We start from the raw sequence: 16351 nt of genomic DNA on the forward strand, positions 1-16351 counted from the left end.
CTGAGCTTGTCGAAGTGTGCCGTTCATGCTTCGACAAGCTCAGCACGAACGGTGGCTGTAACTGTCTTAAGTTGAAAACGCTGTAAGTAGGTGTGTCACCTAAAATATTATCCAATCAATTTAAGTAGTTACTCATCCATTTCATCCATCTCAAACACTTCCCGTAAATCAATCTGACAATCAGGAAATAACTGCGGCGTGGCAATATCTTCACCGGAATACATGTTCAGTAATTGGTATTTTTCGCTTTGCTCATCGAGAAAAAATTGATGCACAGCCCTTTCACCTGGGTACACCAGCCAATATTCTTTTACGCCACTTTCTTGATAGAGCTGATATTTAATCTGCATTTCCTTTTTGGAATTACCTTTGGACAAAATTTCTATCACCCAATCCGGCGACCCCAAACAGCCTTTGGTATCAATTTTGGTTTTATCGCAGATAACGCATAAATCAGGTTGCACTACCGAATAAATGTCCCGATTGGCAACGATGGATTTTTTACGGTCGTATAAGCGCACATCAAAGGGTGCAGCGTACGCTTGACACTGTTTTTGTTTAAAAAAAACAAACAAAGCCCCACCTAAACGCCAAGAAATACCTTGATGCTCTGAATTAGGCGCAGGACTCATCGCCATAATTTTGCCTTTAATTAGCTCAACCGCATCGGTAAACTGCCATGTTAAATAATCGGCATAAGTGTAGCTGCCATTTAAATCTAATTCTGTTAGATCAGTTGTCGCCATACGTCACCTCGTTTACAGTGTTTATCCATTAAATCCATATCACTCGCCCAGTAGCAAACTGAACGGTTCAACGATAACCTTGTCACCCAATTTTACGCCGGTGCATGCTGACGGCAACACAATATAACAATTCGCCTTACTGAGTGTACTGAGTATATTAGAACCCTGTGCCCCAGACGACACCACAAAAAAATCACCGTTATCATCTTGTGTTAAAATACCGCGTTGGAATTCTTGCCGCCCCGCTGCTTTTTTAAGCAAACTTGTGCAGGTAGCCGTAATTCTAAGCGCCTTACTGGGCGATTCGCCCGCTAATTGCCGCAGTGCTGGCGCAACAATTTGTTGAAACGTCGCCATCACCGATACCGGATTGCCTGGCAAACCAAAAAAATAACGCGTGCCAATTTTGCCAAACGCCAACGGTTTACCCGGTTTAATAGCAATTTTCCAAAAGTTCATTTCGCCGCAACGTTCTAAAATTTCTTTCACATAATCCGCTTCGCCCACCGATGCACCGCCCGTGGTAATGACCACATCAAAATTTTTTGCGGCGGCCACAAGACTGTCTTCCAGTAACTGTTTGTCATCAGGAATAATACCCAAATCGGTAGCGGAAATATTGACATCCGCCAATAAACCTTGCAGTGTGTAACGGTTGCTGTCGTAAATTTTACCGGTGCTTAACGGTTGGTCTAATGTTACCAACTCATCACCGGTAGAAAAAAACGCGACTGTCAACGTCCGTTTAACAAGCACTTGTGCCACCCCTGCTGAAGCTAATAAGCTGATGTCAGATACGGTCAGTTTTTTAGGGGGGGCAATTAAACAACTGCCTTGTTGCACGTCTTCGCCAACATGCCGTACATTGTCATGAATGGCAGACTCTTCTGGAAACACAATGCGGTTGCCATCAATTTGTACATTTTCTTGCATGATGACGGAATCGGTTTCCGGCGGCAACACTGCACCGGTAAAAATGCGCACGCATTGGCCGATTTGCAGTTGTCCCACAAAAGGTTTGCCCGCCCACGATGTACCCACGCATTCCAAAAAGAAGGTGCCTTGTTCGGGCTTATCATTACTTGCAAACGCATAGCCATCCATTGCCGAATTTCTGTCGAATGGCAGGTTGATTGGAGAGTAAATCGGCTCTGCGAGAATACGTCCCAAGGCTGTGTTTAATGGGACAGTTTCTGATTGTGTAATAGGCTGTATCGCTAGCCGTATTTTTTCTAAGGCTTCGTTAATGGTTAGTAAGGGTTTGGATTTTGGGGTGCAAGCATCAATCATAGTGTGTAACTGCCTCAGATTGACTAACAACAGCGCCACTATTCGCATCAATAATGCTAGTGAGCACATTTTGTCGGGGGGCGGGGCTCAGTGAACCCATAACCGTACGAATGTTAGTCATGATTAAATTTAAAATAGCAATATCGAGTGTTCTGACTTCATACGCGGCTTTAGGTGCACCTATCACCTGATAAAACACCACACCATCAACTGTTGCCATCGCGTTATCTTTGGTAATAATTTCCTGTGATGGTACACTCATCACCTGTTTCATCATGATCATTTTGGCACCAATACGATCAATGACGGGCATAATGATATTTAACCCAGGGGTTAAGTCGTAAGAAAAAATACGCTGATACCACTCATAACCCACCCCTTGTTAACGCATTATTATTGCAATAGCTTCGTCATAAAATTTGATGTCTGTGCTTTACAAATACACTTTTAACTTTAAAGTGTCTCTTTATAATAATTGAAAATTTTAATACAGTATAAGAGGTAAATATTCAATGCTAACGACTGCTGCTCTCAACTTAGGCTTACTCACCATACTTTTTTTTATTATTGGTATGATTAAGCCACAATGGTCATTGTTCTTTATGGATAAGCCTAGCAGATTTATAGTTCTAATGGTGACTACCGTATTAACGATGGTTGCCTTTACCATGTTTGGCGAAGGTCATCGACAAGGTGGCACACCGAATCAATGGACTAAAGTGCCAGTGGCTGATGCCGCTAAAGTGGAAGCGAAACCTTTAGCGACAGTACCTGTTCCTGTGCCAGAAATACAAGCCACTGTACCGACAATAGCACCACAAATCGCTGCGCCTACATCGGTGACACCTGCGCCAATTACTGTAACTGCGCCCGCTGTTGCACCTGCCACACCTGAAGTACCCGCAAAAAAATAAGGTAGAAAAGTATCCGCTTTAAAATGTAAGGTGGGCAACACTTTTCTGCCCACTGTACATGCTTGCCGCATAAAATTTAAAGTACAAATATGGGCTAACTTTAAACGGGACAATTGCAACTGTAGGGTGGGCAATGCTTTTCTGCCCACATAGGATTTTACCGCGTTTGGCTGGTGGGCAAAACAGCCTGCCCACCCCACGTATTGTCCTGTGTCCCGCCTTAAGTTGATAGCCCAAATATGCTTGTGTTATCGGGTGTTTTTATCGCCCAGGTAGCGCAGCAATTAGCTTAGGCGATAGATAAATTTGCCGGCTTGTAAAGTATGCGTTACGCGGCCTTTAAAAGTTAAACCCCAAAAAGGCGTATTGGTTCCCATACTGCGCCAATTGGTGTTATTAACTTGCCAGCTTAAATTCGGATCAAACACACATATATCCGCAGCAAAGCCTACCGTTAATGCCCCGCTGTTCAAGCCAAGAATTGCCGCAGGATGCGTGCTAAGCGCCGCTATACCTTGCGATAAACTTAAGGTTTGTTGATTTATCAGCCTAAGCATAAGCGGTAGCAAGGTTTCTAAAGACGACATGCCAGGTTCTGTTTCAGGAAACGCACCGAGTTTGGCATCAATGTCGTGTGGTTGGTGGTCGGAGCAGATACTGTTTAGCGTGCCACTGGCCAAACTTTGTCTTAAGTAGTTTTTATCGGTTTCAGTACGCAGCGGTGGTAACACATGGTAAGCGCTGTCAAAAGCGGCCATATCATTTTCGGTGAGATGAAGTTGGTGAATGGCGACATCGGCAGTGATATTTAAACCGTATTTTTTGGCTTGATGTATTTTAATAACCGAGCGTTTGCAACTGAGTTGACCAAAGTGTACACGGCAACCGGTCAGTTCAACCAATTCTAAACACTGGGCGACGGCAATAGTTTCAGCGGCTTCTGGAATGCTGGGTAAGCCATAACGGGTAGAGATTGCCCCCTCGTGTACACAACCATTATTGCCCAGCCAAAAATCATTAGGCCGAAACATCACTAATAAATTGTGACTGGCAGCGTATTCCATTGCGCGGCGTAATACCAGCAAATTTTTTACTGGCTGATTGGCATTGCCCACCGCAATACAACCGGCTTGTTTAAGTGCCAGCATAGAGCTTAATTCGGTACCTTCCAGTTTTTGTGTTAAGGCGGCAATGGGGTAAACTTGCGGGTAATCGGCTTTTTCCGCTAAATCTTTAATTAATTCGGCTACAGCAGGCGTATCAATTACCGGAATAGTATCAGGATGTACGCACATCGTCGTGATACCAGCACTGGCGGCGGCTTGGGTTTCACTGGCAATCGTTGCTTTGCGGCTTTGGCCGGGCTCACGCAAACGGGTACTGAGATCAATAAAGCCAGGGCACACGATATGATCGTGGGCATCGATTATTTCATCAGCGCTAAAGCCATCAGGTGGTTGATCGAGTGCGGCAATTTTACCGTCAACAACATACACACAACCGACACGGTCTATGCCATTGGCAGGATCAATGATTCTGCCGTGTTTAATATGAATGCTGGGCTTCATTCACTGGCTCCTTGTTTTTGCATGGCCATGGCCATAATAGCCATACGAATGGCAATACCGTTACTGACTTGTCTTAAAATAACCGATTGTGGGCCATCGGCAACTTTAGAATCAATCTCTACACCACGGTTAATGGGCCCTGGGTGCATGACAATCGCATCCGGTTTGGCGATGGCCAGTTTGTCTTCGGTTAAACCAAAGCATTTAAAATATTCGTTTTCACTGGGTAACAGCGCCGATGCCATGCGTTCTTTTTGCAGACGTAGCATAATGATGACATCTATATCTTTTAAACCTTCGGTTAGATTATGGCACACCGTTACGCCTAAGGTTTCTACATGCGCGGGTAACAGGGTTTTGGGAGCAATTACCCGCACCTCCGCCACACCTACCGCATTAAGCGCCTGAATTTCGGATCGCGCTACTCTGGAATGCAAAATATCGCCAATAATGGCGACGCGTAACTTAGAAAAATCTTTTTTATATTGCCGGATGGTGAATAAATCTAGCATGGCTTGCGTTGGGTGGGCGTGTTGGCCATCACCGGCATTAATAACGCTGATGTGTGGCGCAGTGTGTTGGGCAATAAAATGCGCTGCACCACTGATGCTATGGCGCACCACAAACATATCGACAAACATGGCTTCCAGATTGCGGATGGTATCGAGCAGGCTTTCGCCTTTGGCGGTTGATGAGGTGGCAATACTGATGCTGATAACATCGGCAGATAAGCGTTTAGCGGCCAGTTCAAACGTGGTGCGGGTGCGGGTGCTGTTTTCAAAAAATAAATTGACGATAGTTTTACCACGTAATAACGGCACTTTTTTAATTTGCTGATCGGACATGCCGACAAAGGATTCAGCGGTATCGAGAATTTCGGTCAGCAAACCTTTGTCCAGTCCATCTATGGTTAGAAAATGCTTGAGCTTGCCTTCCGAATTCAGTTGTAGATTATTTGTCATGAGACCGCCACAGCAACAGTTTCAACATGAATGGCCAGCGGCTGCGGGCCTGTTAATTTAATACGTTGCCCTGTATCAAGGTTAATGGTTGCGCCTACGCAATCCGGTGCTAGCGGTATTTGTCGGCCATTGCGCTCGATTAACACCGCTAACAAAACTTGGTTAGGGCGGCCGTAATCAAATATTTCGTTAAGTGCAGCACGGATAGTGCGGCCTGTATAGAACACATCATCGACTAAGATAATGTCACGACCGTCGAGATTAGGTGGTAACTGGCTGGGTTTAACATTGGGATGCACGCCGATTTGTGAAAAATCATCGCGGTAAAAGGCAATATCCAGCAAGCCTAGCGGTTCTTTAATGGCAAGAGCCCGGTGCATGGCTTCGGCTACCCAGACACCGCCGCTGTGAATGCCAATCATTAAGGGATTACTCAATTGCCGTGTGCTGATGGCGGCGGCGATATTGGTTTGAAGAGCGGCCAATAATTCGTTAATTTTTAAAGGTGTGTGGGTCATTTTTTGTACAGTTGTTTAGCCAGGTTTGTAAAATAAGGTGGGCGGCCAACTGATCTTCTACTTCCCAAAGTTTAGTGGCGCTGAGCTTAACGTCATCAAACAGCAACTGCTTAGATTCAAACGTCGATAGCGTTTCATCTTGTTGATAGACCGGCAGTTGGAAGCGTCCTTCCAGTTGACGGCAGAATTTTAACATACGTGGGGTAATGGCGTTATCCGAGCCATCATATTGTTTGGAAATACCCACCACTAAACCTATGGGTTGCCATTCTTTAATCAATTGACTGATAGCGTGCCAGTCAGGATTTTGATTAATGGCGCGGAGGGTGTGTAAAGGACTGGCCATATAGGTGGTAGTTTGACCCACTGCAACACCTATTTTTTTATTACCAAAATCAAAGCCCAGATAGGTATCAGACTGTTTGGGCTGTAGTGGGTCGCGCTTAACCATGCCCAGCAGGTGCAGTAAGTTGGGTAATATTAATACCAATTTGCTCGGCCGCCGCACTCCAGCGCATATTGATGGAGGTATCAAATAATACCTGTTTGCCAAACGGGGTATTGAGCCAGGTATTATCAAGCATTTCTTTTTCTAATTGCCCTTCAGACCAACCGGCATAGCCCAGTGCGACTAAATATTGTTCAGGGCCTTCACCCGCTGCAATCGCTTCAATAACATCACGCGAGGTTGTTAGCGAAATAGCATCAGACACTGCCATCGTCATATCCCATTTGCCGCTGTTAGTGTTGGTGTGTAACACAAAGCCGCGCTGTTGCTGCACGGGGCCGCCGGTAAAAACAGGCATATTGGCAGCAGTTTCTGATGTTACTGAAATATTCATTTGCTTGAATATTTCGCCGAGCTTCATATTTGCCAAACGATTAATGACGATGCCTAATGCACCGTCCTCATTATGTTGGCACATATAGGTGACAGTATGAAAAAAAATAGGATCGGTCAGCGCGGGCATCGCGATAATGAATTGGTTATTTAGGTAAGTTGCGTTATGCATATCGATTGAATGTGCCATTAATGTTCAGTGAGATTATGGGGTTGTCATACCAGATTCGTCAGAAAACTTCCATTTGCGGGTAATGACCAAAACGCGCAACTCTTTGAGTAACGCGCTGGGTAAGGGGGCAAACGGGGCGCTCATTTTGACAATATTTTTAGCCGCTTCGTCCAATGCAGCATTGCCTGAGGATTTGCGGATACGGATACTTTTGATGCTGCCGTCGGCTTGAATACCCACGTCCATAGTTAGACTATTAGAGCCTTTTTTTGTCGCAACAGTAGGAAAATTAAGATTGCCGGTGCGCTCAACTTTACTTTCCCAATCTTTGATATATTGCGCAGCTATAAATTTATGGGTACTGACTTGCGCTAACGTTTTCGCTTTAGTATTGTCGCTGCCTTCTGGATGATAGCTGATTTCTGAGCCTAATTGTGCAATTTGCTGACGCAATGTTTCGGCATCAATATGCGGTTTTTCTTCAACTTTATGGGTCGCTACTGGTTTAGTTTGGGTGATTATTTTTTTTTCGGATTTCTTTTTTATAAGCGCTTTAGGTGCGGCTTGTTGTTTTATTTCGTGTGCTTCTTTGTCTTCTGAGTGAATTTTTTTCAGCGGTTTTTCATGTGGTTCTGTTTTTTCCGCGTGACTTTGCATTTTTTGCATCGGCGGCTTGGCTTTTCTGACTTTACTGCCTGCGCCTTCCTGATTGTCAGGGGCTAAAAATTTTGCTTGCTTGGGCGGTTTTTTAGTGGGTGCTTGCGTTAAAGTTACATCTATAGAGGAGCGGCTGATTTTATCTACATGCGGTGTGGTGAATTTAACTGTTGTGCCCACAATAATATGCACGACGACCGCGACAAATAACGCCAGTATCAGCGAGTCACTGTTGGAATAGTTCGGACGATCAAAGCTAATATTGTTTGACATAGTTACTGTAAGGTTTTCTCTATATGATCCATTAATAAGGCGCAGATATTAATACCAAATTGTCGATCCAGCTCTTGTACACAGGTAGGGCTGGTGACATTAATTTCTGTCAATTTATTGCCGATAATATCCAAACCAACAAACACTAAGCCTTTTGCACGTAAGGTGGGGCCTACTTGTTCAGCAATCCATCGGTCTTGCTCGGTAATGGCTTGTCCGACAGCGCTACCGCCGGCCGCTAAATTACCACGACTTTCACCTTGTGCTGGAATACGCGCCAGACAATAAGGTATCGGTTCGCCGTTAATCAGTAATAAACGTTTATCACCGGCTTTGATTTCGGGCAAATATTTTTGTGCCATCACGTAGCGACTACCATGTTGTGTCATGGTTTCTAAAATAACACTTAAATTGGCATCGTGCTGATGTATATAAAAAATAGACGCACCGCCCATGCCATCCAGGGGTTTTAAAATAATTTCGCCATGCTCTGCAAGTAATGCTCTAATTCTAGCAGAATTTCGTGTTACCAAGGTTTCTGGGCAACAGTGCGGAAACCAGGCGGTAAATAGTTTTTCGTTAGCATCGCGTAAAGATTGCGGTTTGTTAACAACGTAAGTGCCAAGGCTCTCGGCAAGTTCTAATAAATAGGTGGCATACAGGAATTCTTGATCAAATGGCGGGTCTTTACGCATTAAAATAACCTGTAAGCTATTCAATGCAATGTCTTGCTCGGCGATAAATTCATACCATTGGCTGGCGTTGCGTTGTACTTTTAGCGTGCGCGATCTTGCATAGGCGATGCCATTACGTAAAAAAAGATCATTTAATTCCATATAATGCAGCTCAAAGCCGCGTGCTTGTGCCTCTAATAGCATGGCAAAGCTGGTGTCTTTGTTAATATTAATCCGCTCAATCGGATCCATGACTATGCCAAGTTTAATCTGCATCAGTGTCTCGCTTGTGTGATTTTGGGGTAACATTGGCGCATATTATAGTTTGTTATTTACCTTGAGGTGTTTTTTTGGTATAAAGGTGGGATAACTTTTGAATTAGACACGCCAAGAGGATAATCATGTCTAGAGTATGTCAAGTAACGGGTAAACGCCCAGTTACCGGTAACAACGTATCACACGCAAACAATAGAACCAAAAGACGTTTTTTGCCTAATCTGCAACACCACAGATTTTGGGTAGAAAGTGAAAACCGCTGGGTTCGTCTTAGAATTTCTGCTAAGGCTATGCGTATTATTGACAAAAAAGGTATAGACGCTGTGTTGGCGGATGTACGTAAAAGCGGCATAAAAGCCTAACTTTAAGGAGATAAACCCATGCGCGATAAAATTAAATTGATCTCTACTGAAGGTACTGGCCATTTTTATACCACTACCAAAAATAAAAAAACCATGCCCGAAAAGATGGAGATCAAAAAATTTGATCCTTTCGTCCGTAGACATGTTATCTACAAAGAAGCAAAAATCAAATAAATACCGCATAAGCCAAGTGCAGTATCACACTGTACTTGGTTTTTGTACAACACAGGTTTACTGTGTTTTTGTTCCCTTGAATTTATTCAATACCTGCGTTAATTTTTCTACTTGTTTAAACAGTATACGATATTGTTTTTCAGCCGCTTCCTTATCCGCTTTCATATGTGCTAAATGTTGATTTAATTCGGCATAATTTTTTTTCAACAGTATGTTTTCGGTGGTTAGCGCATCTATTCGAGCATCCAAGTCGTTGTTTGAATGGCCATAAGCAGATTCTGTATAAACGTACTGCGGCTTCCAGTCAGTATCGTCTTGCTGTTGTTGCGTTGAAAAATCACTCACATAACTAAAGAAAGTGACTGCATTTTCGAGTGTTACCACAATATCCCCGATGCTAACTTTTAAAATTAACGCACGGTATTTATGCTTGATTAAGAAAAAAGCCGCTGCTTCATTAGTGGTCGTGTCATTGCCAACAATAATTATCGAATTTTCTACGCTGAGTTTTTTATAACGCGCTTTTAAAGCAGGAAACGGGATATTAATGCTACCGGTAATATGACGATCGCCATACTCATGCAAGGTTCTTATATCAAGTATGATCGCGCCGGATAGCAATAGTTGTTGCATTTCAAGACAATCAACCCACTGTAACGAGGGTTCTTTAATTAAGCTAATAAATTGCTGTCTGGGTAAGCGCAATAAACTGACTTGAGTGAGCGCGGTAATGGTTTCGGTTCTGGGTGCGTTAAAAATCAAGGCATCTTCACCCAAAGTATTACCTTTACCAATTTGAGCCAACTTAATTTCTGCGGCTTCTGGTGCAGGCTTATGCGTGAGCAAGCATGTGCCATTTTTTATAACATAATAATACGCATCGGTAGTGCCTTGTTTTAGAATGATTTCACCTTTATTGAAATTGACAGATTCTAGTCCCAGCGTTATTTTTTGCAAAATAACCGGACTCATATTTTGAAATATATGAGATTTCAATAAAGGTGTCATCCAGTCATCCGTGTCACTTTGCGACTCTTCAAAAACGACATAACCGGTATCTTCCTGATAAACCAACGTCGGTGGATTATTGATAGTTTCAGCATCTAATCGCAAAAAGCGCACCGTGCCTTTAGCGAGCGCATCAATTTTTCTAGGAATTTGATGCGCTAAAGCAAAACGTGCTGAATCGTTGTCGATATTAAGGGTATCTACCACCAAGCCTTGAGCTTGCAAAATTACTGTGCCTTTAATCAGGTAAATTAATCGCTTATCGGTATCGCCTTTTTTAAATAAAAAATCATTATGGATTTCTTCGATCACCATATTAGCGGCCAAAGCTTTTAAGGGTACGCTCGGCAAGCTTACTAATGGTATAAGATTGCGGACAACTAAACCGTCCGCAGAAGATAAGTCTACAGCCATAAAAAACTCTCAAAATAACAATACAGTGGAATAATAGTTTATTCTTGGTTTTTTGTTTAAAAAACCAGATTCGAGTACGCTTGAAATAAACCATTTGGTGCTTATATTGTCTTAGTAATCGTGATTAATTATTTTTTGGGCAAACTATGAAAAGTCATTTAATAAAAAAACGCTTTTTTTTGATACTTCTGCCGATTAGTCTGTTTTTGGGTACCGGTGTATTTGCGGCAGGGCTACCATCAACAGTAGACGGACAGCCGCTACCCACCTTAGCACCCATGTTAGAGCGTTGTATGCCAGCGGTGGTTAATATTTCGACATCCACCGATGCGGCTAAAGAAAATCCGCTCATGCAAGATCCCTATTTTCGGCAATTTTTTAATGCACCTAATCAGTCGAGACAGCAAAAAAACAGTTTGGGTTCGGGGGTTATTATCGACAGCGCCCAAGGTTTAGTGTTAACCAATAACCACGTTATCCATAAAGCCGACAAAATTATGGTGACACTCACCGACGGTCGTCAGCTAAGCGCACGTTTGGTAGGCACTGATCCTGATGCGGATGTCGCGGTTATTCAAATTCCAGCGGAAAATTTAACCCAATTAGCGATTGCTGATTCCAGCCAATCCAAAGTCGGTGATTTTGTTGTCGCTATTGGCAATCCGTTTGGCTTAGGGCAAACCGTCACTTCGGGTATTGTTAGCGCTTTAGGCCGTTCTGGTTTAGGTATTGAGGGTTATGAGGATTTTATTCAAACCGATGCCTCGATCAATCCAGGTAATTCAGGCGGCGCTCTGGTGAATTTGCGCGGTGAATTTATTGGTATGAATACCGCAATTTTAGCGCCTAGCGGTGGTAATGTGGGTATCGGCTTTGCTATTCCTGCCAATATGGTGATGACGATTAAAGAATCTCTGGTTAAAAATGGCGAAGTGCGCCGTGGGCTATTGGGTGTTCACACACAAGATTTAACACCGGAACTGGTTAAGGCTTTTAATTTGGAAAACAAACAAGGCGCGGCGATTAGCCGTATTGAAAGTAATTCACCAGCCGAAAAAGCCGGTTTGCAACTCGGTGATATTATTGTAACTGCCAATGGTAAAGCCGTTAAAAGCAGCCATGACATTCGCAATATTATCGGTTTACTGCAAGTAGGTGATACGGTAGGTATTGATTTTTATCGTGGTAATGAAAAGAAACAAACGACCGCTACCATTGGTAAACAGGTGCGTCCACAGCTAGCTGGCGGTAAGTTACATCCGGCTTTGCAAGGTACGGTGTTGGGTGTAACCGATAAAGATCAAGTTGAAGGTGTTTTACTTGAAAAAATAGACGCGGCATCTCGGCCTTGGAAAGCCGGTTTACGGCCAGGCGATGTGATTGTGTCAGCCAATCAATACCGTGTGCATAATTTTGATGAATTAAAGCAAGTCGCCGATCCTAATAATGGCTTGTTAATTAATCTTCAGCGTGGCCAAGAAGCGTTTTTTGTTGTTTTACAGTAGAAATACAGCTGAGTAGGTGCAGCACAGCTATATAATGTGTTTTCGCAACTGAGGTAATTATTATGAAAAGCAAAAGCAGAGAGTCGTTAACAGTTGATAAGCTGTGTTGCATATTATTAGCCAGTTATGCAGGCTTTGCCAGTGCCGCGAACACCATAATAACGCCTGTTACGCAACAGAAATCAGCCGCATCGGTAACGTGGTTAGAGCAGGATTTAAAAATTAATGGTATTGGCGTAGGTGTTGAAGTAGCGCAAAAACTATTGTTCGTTTCATTGGGGAAAGGCTTTAATAAACCCGCTAATTATACGCTTACGCTAAGCTATAAACAGGCGGCGGGTTATAAGTTTGCTATCAATGGTAAGCTCCTTAATACGGGGGCTGGTATTGCATTGAAAGCTATTAAGTACGGTGCAAAAATCCCCATACAGCGTTATAAAAATGGTGTTTTACTGGATACCTATAACGTGCTGTTTACTAATCTTCCAGTCATTCAGCTGACGGCGGCAAAGATTATTGATGTGTCTAAGTTGCCAGGAACTTTTCGTTTATTGAGCGGGCAGTTTAAGCAAGATACCGGTATTCGCAACATGGGGATTGAATTTCGAGGCAGTGAAGTTTCGCAAACCTTGCCGAAAAAATCATTGGATGTGGAAATCGCCAAAGCAACCAACTGGACTAAAGGTGATGACGTTACCTTATTGGATTTGAACAAAGACAGTGACTGGATTCTGGATTGTGTTCATGATGCAGACAGCACGTTTCATCGCAATTTAGTCAGTCATGATATTTTTCGTGCTATCCGTCCTGGCGCTTACAAGGATGAACTGGGTGTTGCTCATGGTCAGGCATCTTTGCGTGGCCATTTAACAGAGGTAATTAAGAACGGGATTTATGATGGCGTTTATGTGTTAAATGAAAAGCCAGGGCGTAAAATGTACGATCTGAAAAAAATTAGCGTCCCCGTTGATGGTAGTGGTGTAGCGCAGTGGAAAAAGGTTAATTTCAAAGATCCAGAAAACGGCAGCGTACTGTATAAAGCCAATATTGATGAGGACACACTTTTTTTTGAATCCGGTACGGTTAAAAATAATTTTGTGCAGGTGTATCCTAAACCAAAAGATGTGCAAAGATTTGAGCCATTAGTTGATTTTGTTGATTTCGTGGCCAAGTCTACTGATAAAGCCTTTGTTGCAGGTATTGCTAAGCGTATTGATCTTGACAGCGTGGTTGATTGGTGGGCGCTGGTTTTAGTGTCGCATGCTGAGGATAATGTCAGGCATAATTTTAATATGGCTAAAAGCGGATCGGGTAAATTTTATATGTTGTCCTGGGATCATGATGGTTCTTTTGGCGTTAATTGGTTTGACTTTGAGCCGGATACCAATAATCTTATCAGACGATTAACCCACATTCCCGCTACCGGTTTTAACAAAAAATTAAAAGCGCGGTGGAACAAATTACGCAGCACCGAGTTCCGTCAAGCTAAAATGGTGAGTCGTTTTAGCGTGTATATTGATGAATCAAATCAAGCCGGTGCTAAGGCCAGAAATACCGCGCGTTGGCACTGGCCTGTAAATGAAACCGATGTTGCTATGGGCACAGCAAAATACATTAACAGTTATTTGACTGGTTGGTTGCCGCAAGCGGATAAGATTGTACGGGATTTACCTGAAAAATAAGGTGATGTTTGGCCTTGGATAAATGCCGCATTAATAATGTTGATTATTTTTGGCTACCCGCTTAAGGCGGGACACAATAATAAAAGTCGTTCGTGGTGAGCTTGTCGAACCATGAACCACAAGCCCTTCGACAAGCTCAGGGCGAACGGATGTCCCACCTTAAGCGGGTAGCCTTATTTTTTAAATTGACAGTAACACACCGTGTTAGCGATGGTGTTTTGAAAATTACAAAATTTTATGGAAATACAATGTATCTATTTTTTGATACCGAAACAACCGGCGTGCCACGTAACTACAAAGCACCGGTAACTGATGTAAACAATTGGCCAAGATTGGTGCAAATTGCCTGGGTAGTTGCCGATGAACACGGTAATGAAATGGCCAGCGTTGAATATATTATCAAACCTGACGGTTTTACTATCCCTAAAGAGGCGGAAAAAATTCATGGCATTAGCACCGAGCAGGCGCTTGCAAAGGGTGTTGATCTTATTCTGGTTCTTAGCGAAGCTGCTGCTGCCATTGCTCAGGCATCGCTGGTCATTGCGCATAATATTGCCTTTGATGAAAAAATCTTAGGTGCTGAATTTTTGCGTGCGGGTCAAGACAATGTGCTGAATTCAAAACAACGCTTATGTACCATGCAAGCGTCAACAAACTACTGCAAAATATCGGGGCCTTACGGTTATAAATGGCCGACACTGGAAGAGCTGCACAAAAAGCTTTTTAAAACATCGGTGGTGGGCGCACATCACGCACGGGTTGATGTGCAGGCGTGCGCTCGGTGTTATTTTGAACTCAAGCATCGCCAAGTTATTAATTAAATTACATTTTTTATCGTATGTCGCCACTTAAGCTTGGGCACGGTGTCATGTTACTGGGTAGGTTGGAGTGATGATAGGAACCCCAGCATTAAGATGTACCGTATCGTTGGGGTTCGTTACCTGACCTCAACCTACAAAACTATTTTATTTTTTTGATTAAGGACTTATTGTGCCCATTGGTTTATTGATTATCGGCTTACAAATTTTTTTTGCTGTTCATGCGGTAAAAACCGGTAAAGATTCGATTTGGTTGTGGTTAATTATCCTTGCGCCCGGCATAGGTTGTGCCATTTATTTTTTTACCCAATATGGTCCAGAAGCCGCCAATAGCCGTGCGGCTGGAAAAGTAAAAAAAGGCTTGATGCACACCGTTGACCCGCAGCGCGAATTACGCCGCTGCAAGGACATGCTGGAAATGTCTAACTCTGTCACTAACAAAGTAGCCTTAGCTGATCAATATATCCTAGAAAATATGTACGACGAGGCTATCGATTTACTGAATAATTCTCTGGTAGGGCCGCATAAATCCGATGCTGGCATCATGGAACGCTTGGCGCGAGCGCAGTTTGCCAAAGGCTACGCCGATAAAACCGTCGCTACCTTAGATGCGCTAAAAGCCGCTAACCCTGATTACAAATCTACCGATAGCCACTTGCTGTACGCCCGTGCGCTGGAAGCGCAAAACAAAAACGCTGCCGCCATTGTGGAATATGAGGTGTTACGCATCTCTTACCCCGGCGAAGAAGCGCGCGTACGCTACGGGCAATTACTGCAACGCATCGGTAAAACTACGGAAGCATCCGTTTTGTTCCAAGAATCTTTAGACAGAGCCAAACGCGCTCCAAAGCACTATAAAGCCAAAGAAAAAGAATGGTTGAATATTGCCGAGCATGGTAGTAACCGATAAAAAAGCGCTAGGTGTTGATGAAATGTGAGAATATCCGTACAAACAACTACCTTTTTATAAATCCCTCATGACAGAAAAAGCCTTTATCCCCCTCACTATCGCCGTGCTGGTAGTTTCCGACACCCGTACCGATGCCGATGATGTGTCCGGCAAAACTTTGGTGGAACGTATTACCGAGGCCGGACACCGTGTCAGTGAAAAAAAAATCGTCCCTGATAATATGTATCGCATTCGCGCCACGGTTTCCAACTGGATTGCTGATGAGACTATCAATGTCATTATCAGCACCGGCGGCACGGGGGTCACCGGGCGAGATGGCACACCCGAAGCCATTACCCCGTTGCTGGATAAAATCTTGGATGGCTTTGGTGAAACCTTTAGAATGCTGTCATACCAAGACATTAAAACCTCTACCATCCAATCTCGCGCCATTGCTGGGGTAGCCAACGCCACGTATGTGTTTTGCCTGCCAGGTTCTTCCAGCGCCTGTCGCACGGCCTGGGATCAGCTTATTAAAGACCAATTGGATTACCGAACCCGTCCCTGTAATTTAGTGCAGTTAATGCCACGGCTCCTGGAGAAATGAC

18 protein-coding genes and 1 pseudogene are annotated in these 16351 nt (G+C 43.5%); 8 read left to right on the top strand and 11 right to left on the bottom strand.

Features of this window, described 5'->3' with window-relative positions; translation table 11 throughout:
- Positions 1-128 precede the first annotated feature (128 nt).
- The 3 genes and pseudogenes from CRENPOLYSF2_RS04840 to CRENPOLYSF2_RS04850 form a co-directional block, all read right to left on the bottom strand.
- A complete protein-coding gene (locus CRENPOLYSF2_RS04840) occupies positions 129-746 on the bottom strand; it encodes a Uma2 family endonuclease (RefSeq protein ID WP_087142819.1) in 618 nt (205 codons plus the stop codon).
- 39 nt (positions 747-785) lie between these two features.
- On the bottom strand, positions 786-2036 hold the full coding sequence (gene moeA / locus CRENPOLYSF2_RS04845) for a molybdopterin molybdotransferase MoeA (RefSeq protein ID WP_087142820.1): 1251 nt from the start codon (positions 2034-2036) through the stop codon (positions 786-788).
- Positions 2037-2124: 88 nt separating this feature from the next.
- A pseudogene (locus CRENPOLYSF2_RS04850) lies at positions 2125-2385 on the bottom strand (SPFH domain-containing protein); the annotation flags it as partial.
- Positions 2386-2548: 163 nt separating this feature from the next.
- Here CRENPOLYSF2_RS04850 and CRENPOLYSF2_RS18775 point away from each other — a divergent pair.
- Positions 2549-2950: a hypothetical protein gene (locus tag CRENPOLYSF2_RS18775; protein ID WP_176371041.1), complete on the top strand. Its 402-nt coding sequence runs from the start codon at positions 2549-2551 to the stop codon at positions 2948-2950.
- A gap of 284 nt (positions 2951-3234) precedes the next feature.
- Here CRENPOLYSF2_RS18775 and CRENPOLYSF2_RS04860 read toward each other — a convergent pair whose 3' ends face one another.
- From CRENPOLYSF2_RS04860 to gshB, 7 genes are read right to left on the bottom strand one after another with little or no spacing between them, the layout of a single operon-like run.
- Complete coding sequence (locus CRENPOLYSF2_RS04860) at positions 3235-4518, bottom strand: dihydroorotase (protein WP_087142821.1); 1284 nt, start codon at positions 4516-4518, stop codon at positions 3235-3237.
- Entirely contained in the window at positions 4515-5480 is a 966-nt protein-coding gene (locus CRENPOLYSF2_RS04865; protein WP_087142822.1) for an aspartate carbamoyltransferase catalytic subunit, read from the bottom strand. Before CRENPOLYSF2_RS04865 ends, CRENPOLYSF2_RS04860 begins: the two co-directional genes overlap by 4 nt.
- On the bottom strand, positions 5477-5998 hold the full coding sequence (gene pyrR, locus CRENPOLYSF2_RS04870) for a bifunctional pyr operon transcriptional regulator/uracil phosphoribosyltransferase PyrR (protein WP_087142823.1): 522 nt from the start codon (positions 5996-5998) through the stop codon (positions 5477-5479). Before pyrR ends, CRENPOLYSF2_RS04865 begins: the two co-directional genes overlap by 4 nt.
- Positions 5973-6449 (bottom strand): Holliday junction resolvase RuvX, encoded by a 477-nt coding sequence (gene ruvX, locus CRENPOLYSF2_RS04875; RefSeq protein WP_087142824.1) that lies wholly within the window; start codon positions 6447-6449, stop codon positions 5973-5975. Before ruvX ends, pyrR begins: the two co-directional genes overlap by 26 nt.
- On the bottom strand, positions 6442-7011 hold the full coding sequence (locus tag CRENPOLYSF2_RS04880) for a YqgE/AlgH family protein (RefSeq protein ID WP_087142874.1): 570 nt from the start codon (positions 7009-7011) through the stop codon (positions 6442-6444). The genes ruvX and CRENPOLYSF2_RS04880 overlap by 8 nt, the downstream gene beginning before the upstream one ends.
- A gap of 33 nt (positions 7012-7044) precedes the next feature.
- Complete coding sequence (locus tag CRENPOLYSF2_RS04885) at positions 7045-7941, bottom strand: TonB family protein (protein WP_087142825.1); 897 nt, start codon at positions 7939-7941, stop codon at positions 7045-7047.
- 2 nt (positions 7942-7943) lie between these two features.
- The gene (gene gshB, locus CRENPOLYSF2_RS04890) at positions 7944-8891 is read right to left on the bottom strand and encodes a glutathione synthase (protein ID WP_087142826.1); all 948 of its coding nucleotides are present in this window, start codon (positions 8889-8891) and stop codon (positions 7944-7946) included.
- Between the two features lie 125 nt (positions 8892-9016).
- Between gshB and rpmB the strand changes: the two genes are divergently transcribed.
- Positions 9017-9253, top strand: coding sequence for a 50S ribosomal protein L28 (gene rpmB / locus CRENPOLYSF2_RS04895; protein ID WP_087142827.1), 237 nt, complete (start codon positions 9017-9019; stop codon positions 9251-9253).
- A gap of 18 nt (positions 9254-9271) precedes the next feature.
- Positions 9272-9427 (top strand): 50S ribosomal protein L33, encoded by a 156-nt coding sequence (gene rpmG, locus CRENPOLYSF2_RS04900; RefSeq protein ID WP_087142828.1) that lies wholly within the window; start codon positions 9272-9274, stop codon positions 9425-9427.
- A gap of 57 nt (positions 9428-9484) precedes the next feature.
- Here the strand turns inward: rpmG and CRENPOLYSF2_RS04905 are convergent, their stop codons facing one another.
- Entirely contained in the window at positions 9485-10849 is a 1365-nt protein-coding gene (locus CRENPOLYSF2_RS04905; protein WP_087142829.1) for a cyclic nucleotide-binding domain-containing protein, read from the bottom strand.
- Between the two features lie 146 nt (positions 10850-10995).
- On the opposite strand from CRENPOLYSF2_RS04905, the gene CRENPOLYSF2_RS04910 reads away from it, so the two are divergent.
- From CRENPOLYSF2_RS04910 to moaB, 5 genes are all read left to right on the top strand, one after another.
- Positions 10996-12354 (top strand): Do family serine endopeptidase, encoded by a 1359-nt coding sequence (locus CRENPOLYSF2_RS04910; RefSeq protein WP_087142830.1) that lies wholly within the window; start codon positions 10996-10998, stop codon positions 12352-12354.
- A 62-nt stretch (positions 12355-12416) separates the two neighbouring features.
- A complete protein-coding gene (locus tag CRENPOLYSF2_RS04915; RefSeq protein ID WP_087142831.1) occupies positions 12417-14036 on the top strand; it encodes a CotH kinase family protein in 1620 nt (539 codons plus the stop codon).
- 248 nt (positions 14037-14284) lie between these two features.
- Positions 14285-14857: a 3'-5' exonuclease gene (locus CRENPOLYSF2_RS04920; protein ID WP_087142875.1), complete on the top strand. Its 573-nt coding sequence runs from the start codon at positions 14285-14287 to the stop codon at positions 14855-14857.
- Between the two features lie 169 nt (positions 14858-15026).
- Positions 15027-15764: a hypothetical protein gene (locus tag CRENPOLYSF2_RS04925; protein WP_087142832.1), complete on the top strand. Its 738-nt coding sequence runs from the start codon at positions 15027-15029 to the stop codon at positions 15762-15764.
- 67 nt (positions 15765-15831) lie between these two features.
- Entirely contained in the window at positions 15832-16350 is a 519-nt protein-coding gene (gene moaB, locus CRENPOLYSF2_RS04930) for a molybdenum cofactor biosynthesis protein B (RefSeq protein WP_087142833.1), read from the top strand.
- The last annotated feature ends 1 nt before the right edge of the window (position 16351 follow it).

Origin of the sequence: Crenothrix polyspora (genome assembly GCF_900163755.1) — a bacterium.
Lineage (GTDB): Bacteria > Pseudomonadota > Gammaproteobacteria > Methylococcales > Methylomonadaceae > Crenothrix > Crenothrix polyspora.